This is a genomic window from Streptomyces sp. NPDC001852 (assembly GCF_042891825.1).
In the GTDB taxonomy this organism is placed as follows: domain Bacteria; phylum Actinomycetota; class Actinomycetes; order Streptomycetales; family Streptomycetaceae; genus Streptomyces.
Genome location: NZ_JBIATN010000027.1, coordinates 1 through 15,114 on the forward strand (window position 1 = coordinate 1; position 15,114 = coordinate 15,114).

At 71.8% G+C, this 15,114-nt stretch carries 10 protein-coding genes, 2 pseudogenes and 1 riboswitch; of the genes and pseudogenes, 8 read left to right on the top strand and 4 right to left on the bottom strand.

Annotated elements, in window-relative coordinates; all coding sequences use genetic code 11:
- The coding region (locus tag ACFYZB_RS35055; protein ID WP_388765553.1) for an integrase core domain-containing protein at nt 1-100 on the top strand (100 nt) is incomplete at its 5' end.
- A gap of 132 nt (nt 101-232) precedes the next feature.
- A complete protein-coding gene (locus ACFYZB_RS35060; protein WP_388765385.1) occupies nt 233-1,921 on the top strand; it encodes a carbohydrate binding domain-containing protein in 1,689 nt (562 codons plus the stop codon).
- A 293-nt stretch (nt 1,922-2,214) separates the two neighbouring features.
- Here the strand turns inward: ACFYZB_RS35060 and ACFYZB_RS35065 are convergent, their stop codons facing one another.
- Entirely contained in the window at nt 2,215-5,274 is a 3,060-nt protein-coding gene (locus ACFYZB_RS35065) for an alpha-mannosidase (protein WP_388765387.1), read from the bottom strand.
- Between the two features lie 55 nt (nt 5,275-5,329).
- Complete coding sequence (locus ACFYZB_RS35070) at nt 5,330-6,667, bottom strand: 6-phospho-beta-glucosidase (protein WP_388765388.1); 1,338 nt, start codon at nt 6,665-6,667, stop codon at nt 5,330-5,332.
- Nucleotides 6,668-6,904: 237 nt separating this feature from the next.
- A riboswitch (guanidine-III (ykkC-III) riboswitch) is annotated at nt 6,905-6,972 on the top strand.
- A 12-nt stretch (nt 6,973-6,984) separates the two neighbouring features.
- Between ACFYZB_RS35070 and ACFYZB_RS35075 the strand changes: the two genes are divergently transcribed.
- The 4 genes and pseudogenes from ACFYZB_RS35075 to ACFYZB_RS35090 all read left to right on the top strand — a co-directional run bounded on the left by ACFYZB_RS35075 (nt 6,985) and on the right by ACFYZB_RS35090 (nt 11,917).
- Nucleotides 6,985-7,863 carry an MBL fold metallo-hydrolase gene (locus ACFYZB_RS35075; RefSeq protein ID WP_388765390.1) on the top strand — a complete coding sequence of 293 codons (879 nt, stop codon included), beginning with the start codon at nt 6,985-6,987 and terminating at the stop codon, nt 7,861-7,863.
- 12 nt (nt 7,864-7,875) lie between these two features.
- Nucleotides 7,876-8,562: pseudogene (locus ACFYZB_RS35080) on the top strand (beta-galactosidase domain 4-containing protein); the annotation flags it as partial.
- Between the two features lie 101 nt (nt 8,563-8,663).
- Nucleotides 8,664-10,490: a LamG-like jellyroll fold domain-containing protein gene (locus tag ACFYZB_RS35085; RefSeq protein WP_388765391.1), complete on the top strand. Its 1,827-nt coding sequence runs from the start codon at nt 8,664-8,666 to the stop codon at nt 10,488-10,490.
- 674 nt (nt 10,491-11,164) lie between these two features.
- Nucleotides 11,165-11,917 (top strand): IclR family transcriptional regulator, encoded by a 753-nt coding sequence (locus ACFYZB_RS35090; protein ID WP_388765392.1) that lies wholly within the window; start codon nt 11,165-11,167, stop codon nt 11,915-11,917.
- Nucleotides 11,918-11,948: 31 nt separating this feature from the next.
- Here ACFYZB_RS35090 and ACFYZB_RS35095 read toward each other — a convergent pair whose 3' ends face one another.
- Nucleotides 11,949-12,185 carry a hypothetical protein gene (locus ACFYZB_RS35095; RefSeq protein WP_388765560.1) on the bottom strand — a complete coding sequence of 79 codons (237 nt, stop codon included), beginning with the start codon at nt 12,183-12,185 and terminating at the stop codon, nt 11,949-11,951.
- Here ACFYZB_RS35095 and ACFYZB_RS35100 point away from each other — a divergent pair.
- Both ACFYZB_RS35100 and ACFYZB_RS35105 read left to right on the top strand, forming a co-directional pair.
- A pseudogene (locus tag ACFYZB_RS35100) lies at nt 12,106-12,418 on the top strand (L,D-transpeptidase); the annotation flags it as partial. The gene ACFYZB_RS35095 and the pseudogene ACFYZB_RS35100 overlap by 80 nt on opposite strands.
- Nucleotides 12,419-12,601: 183 nt before the next feature.
- Nucleotides 12,602-13,999, top strand: coding sequence for a glycoside hydrolase family 16 protein (locus ACFYZB_RS35105; RefSeq protein ID WP_388765394.1), 1,398 nt, complete (start codon nt 12,602-12,604; stop codon nt 13,997-13,999).
- Nucleotides 14,000-14,088: 89 nt separating this feature from the next.
- On the opposite strand, the gene ACFYZB_RS35110 is transcribed toward ACFYZB_RS35105, so the two are convergent.
- Nucleotides 14,089-14,994 (bottom strand): helix-turn-helix domain-containing protein, encoded by a 906-nt coding sequence (locus tag ACFYZB_RS35110; protein ID WP_388765396.1) that lies wholly within the window; start codon nt 14,992-14,994, stop codon nt 14,089-14,091.
- Between the last annotated feature and the right edge of the window lie 120 nt (nt 14,995-15,114).

Sequence of the window (15,114 nt, forward strand, 5' to 3'; positions counted from 1 at the left end):
CGACTGGCTGGACTGGTACAACTACCACCGACCCCACACCGGCATCGGCGGCCAAACACCAGCCAGCCGCGTCACCAACCTGTCCAGTCAGCACATCTAGGCACTTGACACCCACCGGTATGGACCAATCCGGCCACATCCCTTGACAGCCGGATTGGTCCATACCAAATTCGTTGGCGCACCTCCGCACACCCGTGCACTCCCGAACACCCCATCCCCACAGGGAGATCGCGTGCGCAATCCACTCGGACGTCACAGACGTCGGCTTCTCGCTCTCCTCGGTTCCGTCGCCCTGGCGGTCGGCGGGGCCATCGCCCTTCCGGGTACCGCTCAGGCGGCCAACATCCTCACCAATCCCGGCTTCGAGTCCGGCGGCCTCTCCCCCTGGACCTGCACCGGCAATCTCGGTTCGGTCGTCTCCTCCCCCGTGCACAGCGGCACCAAGGCGCTGCAGGGCGCGGTGACCGACAGCGACAACGCGCAGTGCAGCCAGACGGTCGCCGTGCAGCCGAACACGACGTACACCCTCAGCGGCTGGGTACGCGGCAGTTACGTGTACCTGGGCGTGAACGGCGGCGCCTCGACCTGGACGACGTCGCCGACGGCGTACAGCCAGTTGAGCGTCTCCTTCACCACCGGCGCCTCACAGACCAGCGCCACCATCTACGTCCACGGCTGGTACGCCCAGGGCACCTACTGGGCCGACGACATCGGCCTGGACGGCCCGGGCGGCGGCGGGGGCGGCGGTGACACCCAGGCGCCGAGCGCGCCGACGGGGCTGACCTCGACCGGCAAGACGTCGTCGAGCGTGTCGCTGTCGTGGAACGCCGCCACCGACAACGTGGGCGTCACCGGTTACGACATCTACAGCGGCGCGAACCAGGTGCTGACCGTCTCCGGCACGTCCGCCACGGTCAGCGGGCTGTCGCCGAGCACGTCGTACACCTTCACGGTCAAGGCGCACGACGCGGCCGGGAACGTCTCGGCCGCCTCCAACGCCGTCTCCGTGACCACGGACGCGGGCAGCGGCGGCGGCACCGGCTTCAAGCAGGCCGCGCCGTATCTGTACGAGGGCTGGGGCGACCCGCCGAGCCCGACGACGGTGATGAGCGCGACCGGTGCCAAGTGGTTCACCATGGCGTTCGTGCTGGACTCCGGCGGCTGCACCCCGGCCTGGGACGGCAGCCGGCCGCTCACCGGCGGCGCCGACCAGAGCGCGATCAACGCTGTCCGGTCCGCCGGCGGTGACATCGTCCCGTCCTTCGGCGGCTGGCAGGGCAGCAAGCTCGGCGCCAACTGCTCGTCCGCGGCCGCGCTCGCCGGCGCCATCCAGAAGGTGATCGACGCCTACGGTCTGAAGGCCGTCGACATGGACATCGAGAACACGGACGAGTTCGAGAACGAGGCCGTGCAGGCGAAGATCCTCACCGCACTGAAGACGGTCAAGGCGAACAACCCCGGCCTGAAGACGATCGTCACCTTCGGCACCTCGACCACCGGGCCGACGTACTACGGGAACCGGCTGATCGAGCAGGCACAGTCGCTCGGCGCGAACATCGACGTGTTCACCGTCATGCCGTTCGACTTCGGCGGCGGCTCGGACATGTACGGCAACACCGTGAACGCCGCGGAGGGCCTGAAGAACAAGCTGAAGTCGACCTTCGGCTGGGACGACGCGACCGCCTACGCGCACATCGGCATCTCGGGTATGAACGGGCTGTCCGACCAGCAGGAGACGACCACCCCGGCGATCTGGACCCAGATCCGTGACTGGGCGAACTCCCACCACATCGCGCGGCTCGCCTTCTGGTCGGTCAACCGTGACCGGCCGTGCCCGGGCGGCGGCGTGGTGAGCAACTGCTCCGGCATCAGCCAGAACAACTGGCAGTTCACCTCGATCACGGCCGGGTTCACCGGCTGAGCGCGCCCTCGGTGTCCCCCGGTCCTCAGGACCGGGGGACATTTTTTTCCGGCAGGGGTGTATCAGAGCGCGGCCTCGCGGCTCTCCATGACAGCAACGGGAAAACCCACGGGGGAACGACGGGGGATCCACGGGGGAACGGGGCCACGGGGGAACGGGGCCACGGGGGAACGGGGGCCCACGGGGGAACGGGCCGGCCGGTCGCGGTCACGGGGGGCGACCGGCCGGCCCGGTGGGTCGGGGGCGCGATGCCCCCGTCCGGAGCCGGAACCCGTGAGCCTGGATCGCACGGCCTACGACCGGCTCGCCCCGGCCCGCCGCAGACGCAGGGTCAGGACCTGGAAGGGCCGCAGCGCGAGCGGGACCGAGCCGTCGGGGCCCGTCTCCGCGTCGGCCAGCGGTCGCTCCAGCAGGTCGGTGACCTCGGCTCCGGCCGACGGGAACCCGGTGCGCAGCACGCCGGTGGCCCGGCCGCCCCGGGACTCGTACAGCCGGACCACCACGTCCCCGGAGCCGTCGTCGGCCAGCTTGACCGCCTCCACGGTCACGCCCTCGCCCTCGGTGGAGACGACCGGCTCGGGCGCTCCGGCCGAATCGGCCACCCGCAGCGGCAGGTTGAGGGCGTAGCCCTCGGCGACCGCGTCCTCGACGGTCGCGCCGGGCAGCAGGGCGTAGGTGAAGCGGTGCCGGCCCTGGTCGGCCTCGGGGTCGGGGACGCGCGGGGCGCGGACCAGGCTGAGGCGGACCGTGGTCGTCGTACCCCCGTCCTCGCGCACGGTACGGGAGACGTCGTGGCCGTAGGTGGAGTCGTTGACGACGGCGACCCCGTAACCGGCTTCGGCGATGTGCACCCAGCGATGGCCGGAGACCTCGAAACGGGCCGCCTCCCAGCTGGTGTTGGTGTGCGTGGGCCGCTGGACGTGACCGAACTGGATCTCGGCCGAGGAGTGCGGGGCGCGCAGATCGACGGGGAAGCCCGCTTTGAGGATCTTCTCCGTCTCGTGCCAGTCGATGTCCGTCTCGACGTCGATGCGGGCGCTCCCGGCGCGGACGGTGATCGTCTGGGTGATGCGGGATCCCTTGCCGAAGGAGCGGACCACCCGGATCGCGCCCACCAGGGGGTCCTCCTCGACCACCGTGACCGAGTCGGGCTCCAGCAGGTCGGTGTAGCGGTTCTTGTAGTGCTTGTCGATGTCCCAGGCGTCCCAGCAGTTGGGCAGGTCGGTGTGGAGGCGGAGCAGATTGCCCCGGCCGGCGAGGACTTCGCGGTCGGCCCGCAGATCGCATACAGACGACAGAGTTCCGTCTTCGGCCACCTGTACCCGGACGATCCCGTTGTCCAGCGTGTGCCCCTGCACCGTGACCGGGTGCGGGGGTTCGGCGGGCATGAGGGGTGCGGAGCCGTTCGCGGGCACCCTCACGTACATCGGTGCGCCCTCGGGGGTGCGGACCACCTCGGCGCGGTCTCGCGGGCCGGCGTTGAACACCCGGGGCCCGCCGGTCCCCAGGGCGGCGATCGCCTCACGCGTGAGCGCCGTCAACTCCCCGGCCACGCGGGTGTGTTCGGCCTCGGCCTCGCGGTGCACCCACGCGATGGAGGAACCGGGCAGGATGTCGTGGAACTGGTGCAGCAGGACCGTCTTCCACAGGCGGTCGAGCCTGTCGTACGGGTAGGCGTAGTCCGGGGCGTGCAGGGCGGCCGTGGTGGCCCACAGCTCGGCCTCGCGCAGCAGGTGTTCCGAGCGCCGGTTGCCCTGTTTGGTGCGGGCCTGGGTGGTGTACGTGGCACGGTGCAGCTCCAGGTACAGCTCGCCCGCCCAGACCGGGGCGTCCGGGTACTCCTCGCGGGCCTTGGCGAAGAAGGCGTCGGGGTGTTCGATCTCGACCCTGGCAGAGCCGTCCAGGTCCTTCAGGCGGCGGGCGCGCTCCATGATCTCGCGGGTGGGTCCGCCGCCGCCGTCGCCCCAGCCGAACGGGGCGAGGGAACGGGTGGCGCCGCCCTTCTCGGCGTAGTTGCGCACCGCCCGGGCCATCTCCGCGCCGCTGAAGCGGGCGTTGTAGGTGTCGATGGGCGGGAAGTGGGTGAAGATGCGGGTGCCGTCGATCCCCTCCCACCAGAAGGTGTGGTGCGGGAAGGTGTTGGTCTGGTTCCAGGAGATCTTCTGGGTGAGGAACCACTCGTTGCCGGCGAGCCTGGCCAGCTGCGGGTAGGCCGCGGTGTAGCCGAAGGAGTCCGGCAGCCAGACGCCCTTGGTCTCGATGCCGAAGTGGTCCATGAAGAACCGTTTGCCGTGCACCAGCTGGCGGGCCAGGGCTTCACCCCCGGGCAGGTTGCCGTCGGCCTCCACCCACATCCCGCCGACGGGCGCCCACTGGCCCTTCGCCACCGACTTCTTGATCCGCTCCCACACGTGCGGGTAGTGGTCGCGCACCCACTCGTACTGCTGGGCCTGTGAGCAGGCGAAGACGAACTCCTCGTACTCGTCGGCGAGCGCGGTGACGTTGGCGAAGGTCCGGGACGTCTTGCGCTTGGTCTCACGGATCGGCCACAGCCAGGCGGTGTCGATGTGCGCGTGGCCGACACCGGAGACGATGTGGGCGCTGGCGTGCGCGGGCCTGGCGAGCGCCGGGCGCAGGGACTCCCGTACGGCGGGGGCCGAGGCGGCGATGTCGTCCAGGTCGAGCAGGTCCATGGCGCGGTCGAGGGCGTGCAGGATCTCGTGCCGGCGCGGGTCGTGCTCGCCGAGTTCCACCATCAGTTCGCGCAGCACCTGCAGGTCGAGGTCGAGGTGCCAGACCTGTTCGTCGAGCACGGCGAGGTCGGCGCGGCGGAATGTGTACAGTGGACGGTCGCCTGCCGTCCGGATGTCACCGAGCGGGGTCGGTCCGGCGAAGCCGTTCGCGAGGATGTCCGGGTTGGAGGCCGCCTCCACCAGGTACTCGACCACCTCGCCGCCCGCCGCCGGGTGGGCGACCGGCACGTACTGGTTGAGGGGGTTGACCGCCTTCAGCGGGGTGCCGTCGGTGTGGTGGACGAGCGCCTCGGCCTGGTTGCCGGGCCAGTCACCGACGAAGCCGAGGTCGATGACCGACTCCACCCGCAGGCCGGCCCACTCGGCGGGTACCCGGCCACGCATCCGGAACCAGGTCGTCCCCCAGGGCGGCCCCCAGGCGGTGTCCGTCTCGAACGGCGTGTACGCGGCGGCCGCGGCCTCCTCGAAGGAGACCGGTTCACCGGGCGCCTGCCAGGCCGTCACCTCCAGGGGAACCCGCGCCGCGTAGATCGCGGGCTTGATGCGCTGGTGGTGGAGGCGTTCGACGCGATCCTCGATCCGGCGGCGTTCGTCGTGCATGGAGGTCTCCAGAGGGAGAGGCGAGCAAAGGATGGAAAGCGCTTACTCAGTCTGCTCACTCAAGGTACGCCAGGCCAGGATGGACCTCGCGGTAGCCCTCGACCAGCCTGCGGGCCACGTTGACCGAGTCGACCAGCGGATGCAGCGCGAACGCCTTCACCGCCGCCCGCAGGGAACCGGACTCGGCGGCGGCGAGCACCTCCCGCTCGACGGCCTTGACCGAGCAGACCAGCCCCGTGGCGTGATCGGGCAGCGGGGCGACGGCGACCGGGCGGGCGCCGCCCGCGTCGACCCGGCAGGGGACCTCGATCACGGCGTCCTTGTCGAGCACGGACAGCGAGTCGCCGTTGCGCACGTTGAGGATCAGCGTGGTCCGCTCGTCGCGGGCGATGGCCCGCATCAGGGCGAGCGCGACCTTCTCGTAACCGCCGGACAGGTCCTCGGCCTCCCGCTCACCCGCGCCGGCGCTCTCGCGGTTCTCGGCCATGTAGGTGGCCTCGCGCTCGGCGCGGGTGCGGTCCCACACGTCCAGCGCGGACCGGTCCGTGCGCAGGGCCTCCGTGTAGAACCGGGCCTGCTGGTCGCGCAGGAAGGCGCCGCGGGTCTGCTCGGCCCGCTGGTAGGCGCGTACGGCTTCCCGGTTGAAGTAGTAGTAGTGCAGATACTCGTTGGGGATCGCGCCGAGCGACTGCAGCCAGTCGACGCCGAACAGCCTGCCCTCCTCGAAGGAGCCCAGCAGGGCGGGGTCGGCGAGCAGGCGCGGGAGTTCGTCGCGTCCGGCGACGCGCAGACCGCGCACCCAGCCGAGGTGGTTGAGGCCGACGTAGTCGACGAAGGCCTCCCTCGGGTCCGCGCCGAGGACACGGGCGATACGGCGGCCGAGGCCGACGGGCGAGTCGCAGATGCCGACGACGCGGTCGCCCAGGTGCCGGGACATGGCCTCGGTGACCAGGCCGGCCGGATTGGTGAAGTTGATGACCCAGGCCTCGGGGGCGAGGCGGGCCACGCGCCGGGCGATGTCGACGGCGACGGGCACGGTCCGCAGGCCGTAGGCGATGCCGCCCGCGCCGACGGTCTCCTGCCCGAGCACGCCCTCGGCGAGCGCCACCCGCTCGTCGTTCGCCCTGCCCTCCAGGCCGCCGACGCGGATCGCGGAGAAGACGAAGTCCGCGCCGGCGAGCGCCTCGTCCAGGCCGGTGGTGGCGGTCACCCGGGGCGCGTCGGGGATGCCGGCGGCCTGCTCGTCCAGAACGCGGCGCACTGCATACAGTCGACGCTCGTCCAGGTCGTGCAGGACGACCTCGGTGACCCGCCCTTCGGCGTGGTCGGCCAGCAGGGCACCGTACACGAGCGGCACCCGGAACCCGCCGCCACCCAGAATCGTCAGCTTCACCTCTGCACCCTTCCCCGAACTCCCGCCACGGCCACCTCGGCCCCGCAGACCTGCGCCGTGCCCGTACCCGGCGGCCCGGCAGCGTCCACCCCACGAGTCTGCCGGTGATGACCGCGGACCGGCGGGCGGCCCGGCGCGCGGAGGTGCCGATGCCCGACAGGGGAAGGTGGGCCGGGGCCACGAGGGGCTGGTCCCCCACCCCGAAGTGCAGCCGGCCGGCGCCGTGGTAGCGTCGCGGCGGAGGCCTGTAGGTGCCTGCCCCGGACGAGATGTGCGCCGTACCCGGCCTGCCAAGACGACGCACCCGAGGAGGCGTCATGGACTCAGGCAGGACCCCCATCGATTTCGCCGGCCGGGTTCCCCGGTCTCGCGGCCTGGACGTCCGCTGGATCCACGGCTCGCCGTCGGCCAAGCACAACACCGACCCGGACATCCAGGTCCACGCGTACGACGAGCACACGTTCATCCTGCGGCAGAACATGGCGATCCACTACGAGGCGCCGTTCCTGTTCCTGCTGTTCGGAAACGACCGGGCGGTGCTGCTGGACACCGGCGCCACCGCTTCCGCCGAGTTCTTCCCCCTGCGCCGGGTGGTCGACGAGCTCGTCGAAGGCCGGCTCACCCGAAACCCCCGGCCGGGGTATCACCTGCTGGTGCTGCACACCCACGCCCACGGCGACCACATCGCGGGGGACGGCCAGTTCGCCGACCGCCCGGACACCACGGTGGTCGGCGCGGACCTGGCCACCGCCTGGGAGTATTTCGGATTCGACGCGGACCCCACCTCGGTGGCACGGGTCGATCTGGGCGGCCGCGTGCTCGAGTGCCTCGCCACCCCGGGGCACCACGAGGCGGCGGTCACGTTCTACGACCCGTGGACCGGGTTCCTGCTCACCGGCGACACGGTCTACCCCGGCCGGCTCTACGTCCAGGACTGGTCCGCCTACGCGCGGACCATCGACCGCCTGATCGAGTTCTCCGAAAGCCGACCGGTCACCCACGTCCTGGGCTGCCACATCGAGATGACCACCGAACCGGGCGTGGACTACCCGGTCCGCACCACCTACCAGCCCGACGAGCCCCCGCTGCAGATGACCACCGGTCACCTGCACGAGATCCGCGCCGCGCTCGACGAGATCGGCGCCCGGCCCGAGCGACGCGCCTTCCCCCTTTTCGTGATCCGGCCGACCGGTTAGGGCCGCTCAACGGCCCGCGGCACGTGTGCGGACCACTGGGCGGCCATCGACTCCACGCCGGGTCTTCAGGGCGGCTTCATCCGGGGGTTCGGGAACCACGCGATCCTGCGGCGCGTGAGCGAGGGAAGACCGGCCGGGCGCATCGGTGCCGGGCCGTACGACAATGGTGCCGGCGCACCCGGCCGCCCCTGGGCGTACGGCGCTGACCTCGGCGACCGCATCCCCGAGCCGGACCCGCACCACCGCCGGGAGGGCGCGCCGCCGGTCCGGATCCGCTGCTACCGGCACGAGGGGATCGTCGTCGCCAACCACCGGCGTTTCCCCGGCCTTGCCGGGCTGGTGGCGACCTGGGAGTTGACACCGGCCGGCGGCCGGACCCTGACCGCTCCGGCCGAGCTGCCCGATCTGCGGCCGGGCGAGACCGCGGCCGTACCACTGCCCTTCGCCCTGCCGGAGGACGGCGGTGCGGCGTGGCTGACGCTGCGGGTGGTGACGGCCGGGGACGGGCCGTCGGCGCCGAGCGGTACCGAGGTGTGCGCACCGCGGATCCGCCTGCGGGCGGCGGTCCGGGACCGGGCGGTGCCGCCCTCGGCGGGGCCACCCGTGCAGGTGGACGACGACCCGCTGGAGCATCCGCTGCCGACGGCGGCGCCGGGGCTCCCCCTGGGCCGGCCGCCCGGCGACCCGGAACCGCGCGGTGTCACGCGCCGTCCCGTCCCTCTCCTCCGCGTTCCGTAGCAGCCCCCCTCCTCATCGGTTCCCCCGGCCTCTCGCCGTCACATCACCCTCCTGGAGCGCACATGTGTACGTCGCACGACCACGACCAGGGCGAGGCCGTGCCGGCCGGTGCCGGACGACGCGGTTTCCTCAGGGCCGCAGCACTGCTCGGCGCCGCCGCCACGGCCGGGGTCGGCCTCCCGGCCGTCGCCGAGGCGGCCGGGCCGGGCGGCCGTCTGCCGGACACGAACAGCCGCCGGTTCACGCTGGCGGTGATGCCGGACACGCAGTACCTGTTCGACGGCCCCAGCATCCATCCGGCGCCGCTCGAAGCGTCGTTGCGCTATCTCCTGGAGCACGGCGAGGACGACAACATCGTCTTCCTGACCCATCTCGGCGACCTCACCCAGAACGGCGCCGAGGACGAGTTCGCGGCGGTCGGCGAGGCGTTCGGGATCCTCGACCGCCGGGGCGTCGGCTACAGCGTGCTGGCCGGCAACCACGACGTCGGGTCGTCGACGGACGACCAGCGCGGCTCGACGCCGTACCTGGACACCTTCGGGCCGCGGCGCTTCGGGGACAAGCCGACGTTCGGGGGCGCCTCTCCCGACGGATACAACACCTACCACCTGTTCGAGGCCGGCGGCCGCGAGTGGCTGGTCCTCGCCCTGGACTGGCGGCTGTCGGCGAAGGGGTACGCCTGGGCGAGGGACGTACTCGCCCGGCATCCCAGGACGCCGGTCGTTCTCACCACGCACGAACTGGTCGCCGGGGACGATGAGTTGTCGGTCCACGGGCAGCAGCTGTGGGACCGGTTGATCGAGGACCACGACCAGATCTTCCTGACCCTGAACGGCCACTACTGGCCCGCGGGCCGCGCGACCCGCAAGAACGCGGCCGGCAACGAGGTGCACCTGCACCTCACGAACTACCAGAACCGCTACTTCGGCGGCGCGGCGATGATCCGCCTCTACCACTTCGACCTGGACCGGAACGTCATCGACGTGGAAACGGTCTCGCCGTGGATCCTCGGCCGGGCGGGGAAGGGGCTCAACGAGCTGGAGCGGCAGGAGATCGAGCTCAGCGGCGACGCGGACCGCTTCTCCGTCGAGATCGACTTCGCCGCCCGCTTCTCGGGCTTCGATCCGGTGCCGGCCCGCCCGGCGCGGCCCGCGTCGAAGATGCTGATACCGGGAACAGTGGCCTACTGGCGCTTCGAGTCGCCCGTTTCCGGCACCGTCCGCGACCTCTCCGGCCGGGGCAACGACCTCACCGTGGTCCCGGTGGGCGGCGGCACGCTCGGCTGGTCGGCGGACCACCACCCCGACCAGCCCGGCCACGGCAGCGTGGAGTTCCAGGGCTACAAGTCCCCGCTGCGCGGCGCGTATCTGCGCACCGTCGACTCCGCCCCGCTCAACTCGGCGACGTTCGGGAACGGTTACACCATCGAGGCCTTCTACTGGCTGCCCGCCGACTGGGATCCGGACCACAACGCCTGGTCCGGGATCGTCAGCCGCACCGGTACGGGCGGCGCGGCCGGCAAGACCGCCGACGACCCCGACGAGCCGCTCGCCACCCTCTCCCTGTCCGACGACCGCGAGCCGCAGTGGGCGATGCGTCCGCTCAACCAGGAGGGCATCGCCACCAACTGGGGCCAGGAGACGCCCCTGGAGACCTGGTGGCACCTCGCGGTCGTCAGCGACGGCAAGCACACCACCCTGTACGTCGAGGGCTGCCCGGTCGTCCGCAACCCGAAGGCCGAGGCGGTCGGCATCACCTCGGTCGGCCTGCCGTGGCTGCTCGGCGGCTACGAGTACGCCGGGAAGATCGACCAGATCCTGCACGGACGCCTCGGCGACGTCCGCATCGTCGCCCGAGCGCTGCCCGTCACGTCTTTCATGACCCACTGACGCCCTCGGAGAACCCGCGAGCGACGTGCCCGGCAAGGGGGCGTCGAGACCAGCGGCGGGCGGGTGCGGGTGCGTGGTGGGGGTGCCGGGCGAGTTCAGCCGCATCCACGCCGGTGTGGCCCTCCCCCGCTGCGCGAGGGCCGGGTCCGGGCGGACCGCGGGCATCTGCTGGACGGGCCCGACATGCGGGTGAAGCGGGACTGCGACGCCGGGTGCGGTGGCACGCCGGACGGCGGGCCGCGCGTCCGCGAGGGCGAGGGGCTCATCGTGGACGTGATCCGGGGCGGGGGGCGCGGGACGGTGGCCGACCGGCACCTGGAGGGTGCCCGACATCCGGGGGCCGTGCACGACGGCCGTGTCCGGCCGTGCCGGCACATGTGCCCGGCCCATCCCGATCACCGTCGGCGACGCGTCCCCCTGCGTCCTCGCCGGCAACCCGCACGGCGCGGGCCGCTTCGGCGCGGTCGCCGACCCGCGACGCCCGGTCCCACCCGCGACGCCCGGTCCTCCCCGACGAGCCCGGCAACGGCGGCCGGTGGGCCGGCCCGTGGGCGTGACCCGGCCTGATCGGGGCCGGTGATGGGACGGCTCCCCGCCCGGCCACGGTCGGGCAGCGCGCCGCGGCGTCGGTTACTATCCCGGCCGGGACGAGGCGACAGGGTGGTGAGGTGTCCGTGAGTGAGCGGTCCGCGGCCGATCGGCTGCTGGCCGTGCTCGGCGCGTTCGACCACGAGCACCCCGCCCTGTCCCTGACGGACATCAGCCGCCGGGCCGGGCTCAGCCTGACCACCGCGCATCGGCTGGCGGGCGCCCTGACCGCGTGGGGCGCGCTGGAACGCGACGCGTCCGGGGTGTACCACGTGGGGCTGCGACTGTGGGAGGTGGCCGCGCTCGCGCCGCGCGGTCTGGGCCTGCGGCAGCTGGCACTGCCGTACCTGGAGGACCTGTACGAAGCGACGCACGAGAACGTGCAGTTGGCCGTGCGGGACGGCGCTGAGGTCGTCTACATCGAGTGGCTGTCGGCCCGTTCGGCGGTGGGCGTGCACATCCGGGTCGGCGCGCGCTGGCCGCTGCACGCCACCGGCGTCGGGCTGGCCCTCCTCGCCCATGCCGGCCCGGACCTGCAGGAGGAGTACTGCGCGGGGTCGCTGGCCGCCTTCACGCCGTACACGATCACCGATCCGGTGCGGCTGCGGCGTACGCTCGCCGAGGTACGCCGCTCGGGCGTGGCGGTGAGTGAGCGTCAGGTGACGGAGGACGCGCTGTCGGTGGCTGCGGCGGTGCGCGGACCCGACGGGGACGTGGTGGCGGCGGTGTCGGTGGTGGTGCCCCGGGAGGGCGCCCAGGTGCCGGCACTTGCTCCGGCGGTGCGGCTGGCCGCCCGGGGGATCTCACGGGCGCTGGGCTGGCGGCCGGAGCGGCGCTGAGCGGCGACCCGTCCGCGTACCCGCAACCGGTTCACACCGTGCCGCCGAAGAACACCCGCACCGCCCGGACGAGGCCTTCGCGCACGGTGATCGCCTCCATGGTGCGGTACCGGCCACCGCCGGCCACCTCGTACTCGTACTGGACGAACACCACCTCCTCGTCCACGGCGACGACATGCAGCAGGCGGGTGCGGCGCTCCGGCAGGACCGTCGCCACCTGTCCGGTCACCGGCGGCGACTGCTCGCACACCACCTGGTCCGGGATCATGGCGATCAGCGAGCGCTTCGAGCAGACCCGGATGAAGCCACGGCTGTGTCGGGCTGCACGACGCCAAGGGCGCGGGCGACAGCTCGGTGGGCGGTTACAAGTTCTGCGAGAGCTCGATGCTCGGTGACGTGGTGATCGTGAAGAACTCCGGCGAGAGGACCGTCGGCCCGGCCAACGGGCTCAACGGATGGAATCCGTCCTGGGCCGACCGGAAGGCGGGCAGCGAGGTCTGAGCCGTTACGGGGCGGCTTCACCCCGTGAACTCCCCTGCGGATCAATGACTTTCTTTGTTTCATGTCTTGACGACCGCAGGGGCGGGGAGCACATTGGCGGCACCCTGAGAGCGCTCTCAGACCCAGTGCGTGGGAGCGCTCTCACAGCTCCCGCACACTCCCCGTACCCGAGAGGCCTCCCCCATGAGCGATTCCCCCGGCACACCCAGACGCCGCCCCCTGCGGCGCGCGCTCGTCGCCGCCGTCGCCACGCTCGGCCTGGCGGCGGCGATCGCCACGGCCGCCACCGCACCCGCCGACGCCACCGCCCCCACCCCGCCCTCGGGCTGGACCCAGGTGTTCCTGGACGACTTCAACGGCGCGGCGGGCTCCGGCGTCAACACGTCCAACTGGCAGTACGACACCGGCACTTCGTACCCGGGCGGTGCCGCGAACTGGGGCACCGGCGAGGTCGAGTCGATGACCTCCAGCACGAACAACGTGGCGCTGGACGGCAACGGCGATCTGCTCATCACCCCGCGCCGCGACGCCTCCGGCAACTGGACCTCCGGCCGGATCGAGACCACCCGGACCGACTTCCAGCCCCCGGCCGGCGGCAAGCTGCGCGTGGAGGCCCGCATCCAGATGCCCGACGTGACCGGGGACGCGGCCGCCGGCTACTGGCCCGCGTTCTGGATGCTGGGCGCGCCCTACCGCGGCAACTACCAGAACTGGCCGAGCGTCGGCGAGCTGGACGTCATGGAGAACGTCCAGGGCCTGAACAAGACCTGGGCCACCATGCACTGCGGCACCAACCCGGGCGGGCCCTGCAACGAGACCACGGGCCTCGGCAACTCGACGGCGTGTCCGAACACCACCTGCCAGTCGGGCTTCCACACCTACACCATGGAGTGGGACCGCTCGGTGAGCCCGGAGGCGATCCGCTTCTACGTCGACGGCGTCAACTACCAGACGGTCACGGCGAACCAGATGGACGCGACCACCTGGGCCAACGCCACCAACCACGGCTTCTTCGTCATCCTGAACGTGGCGATGGGCGGTGGCTTCCCCGCGGCCTTCGGCGGCGGCCCGACCGGCGCCACCGAGCCCGGCCACCCGATGGTCGTCGACTATGTGCAGGTCCTGCAGTCCTCCGGCAGCGGCGGCACCACACCTCCGCCGACCGGCAACCGCGACGCCTACAGCGCCGTCCAGGCCGAGTCCTACGACAGCCAGTCCGGCATCGGCACCGAGACCACGACCGACACCGGCGGCGGCCAGGACATCGGCTGGATCGCGAACGGCGACTGGGCGCTGTACAAGGGTGTGAACTTCGGTTCGACACCGGCCACCCAGTTCTACGCGCGCGTGGCCAGCGGCGCGGCCGACGGCGTCAGCGGGCTGGTCGAGGTGCGCCTGGACAGCCGCTCCAACCCGCCCATCGGCAGCTTCGCGGTGGGCAACACCGGGGGCTGGCAGTCGTGGAAGACGGTTCCGGCCAACATCGGCTCGGTGACCGGAACGCACGACGTCTATCTGACCTTCAGCAGCGGCCAGCCGTCCGACTACGTGAACGTGAACTGGTTCGACTTCGGGCACTGATCGGTCGGCGACAGGGGGTTGGCCCGCACCCATGGGTCAGCCCCCGCCTCGTCATGTGCGGGGCGGCCGGCTCGCGGACGCCTCGCGCGTCACCGCAGCTCCGCACGGAACGCGACCGGGGTCTGCCCGGTGTGCAGGTGGAAGAACTTGGTGAAGTTCGCCGCGTCGGGGAAGCCCACGGCCGCCCCGACGCGGCCGATCGGCAGGTCGGTGTGGGCGAGGAGGCGCTTGGCCTCCAGGACGACGCGCTTGTCGATGAAGCCCTTGGGAGTCTCGCCGGTGGCGGCGCGGACGGCGCGGACCAGGGTGCGCCGGGAGTAGCCGAGGGCGTCGGCGTAGGCGCTGACACTGTGGTTCGTGGCGAAGCCCAGCTCGACGGCGTCCCGGAAGCGGGTGAACGTACTGTCCGTCTGCTGCCGGCCGGCCTCGGCGGCGCTGGCCGCGAGGTGCGCGAGGCGCAGCAGGAACGCGGTGAGGGTGTGCCGGAGGACGGCGGTGTGCAGGCTGAGCGGGAGCGTGGCGGTGTCCTCGTACTCGCGCCGCAACTGGTCGAGGCAGGCCTGGAGTGCGGCGAGCCGGTCCGGGTCGGGGTGCAGCAGGGGCGGGAGGTCGTAGCGGTACAGGCCGGTGGCCTCGACGGTGGCACGGGGCAGGAAGCCGGGCTGCATGGTCAGGACGGTTCCGCGGTACACGGCCTCGCGGGAGAAACGGTGGACCTGTCCGGGGCGGATCCACAGCAGGTCGCCGGCGCCGGCCTCGTACTCGGCGAAGTCGATCATGTGCCGTACGGGGCCGTCCGTGAACAGCATGACGACGTGGAAGTCGATGCGGTGGACGCGGTCCAGGGGGGCATCGGCGTGCCAGGGGCGGCCGGTCCCCATGGGGCCGACCTGCATGCCGACGCCGCCGACGGCCAGCTCGGCCGGGAAGGGGAAGGTTCTGATGCCGTCGCCGTCGACGCCGGGGTCATCAGCTTGAGGGGTTGTGCCTGTCATGTCCTTTTCGTGCCGTCCGTGTCGCGCGATCACTGTCCCAGATTCACCACAGGCTGACACACCCCGACCTTCCGTCGAAAAAGTCAGACTTTTAAGTTTGAACGCGTCAGGCCAGCAATC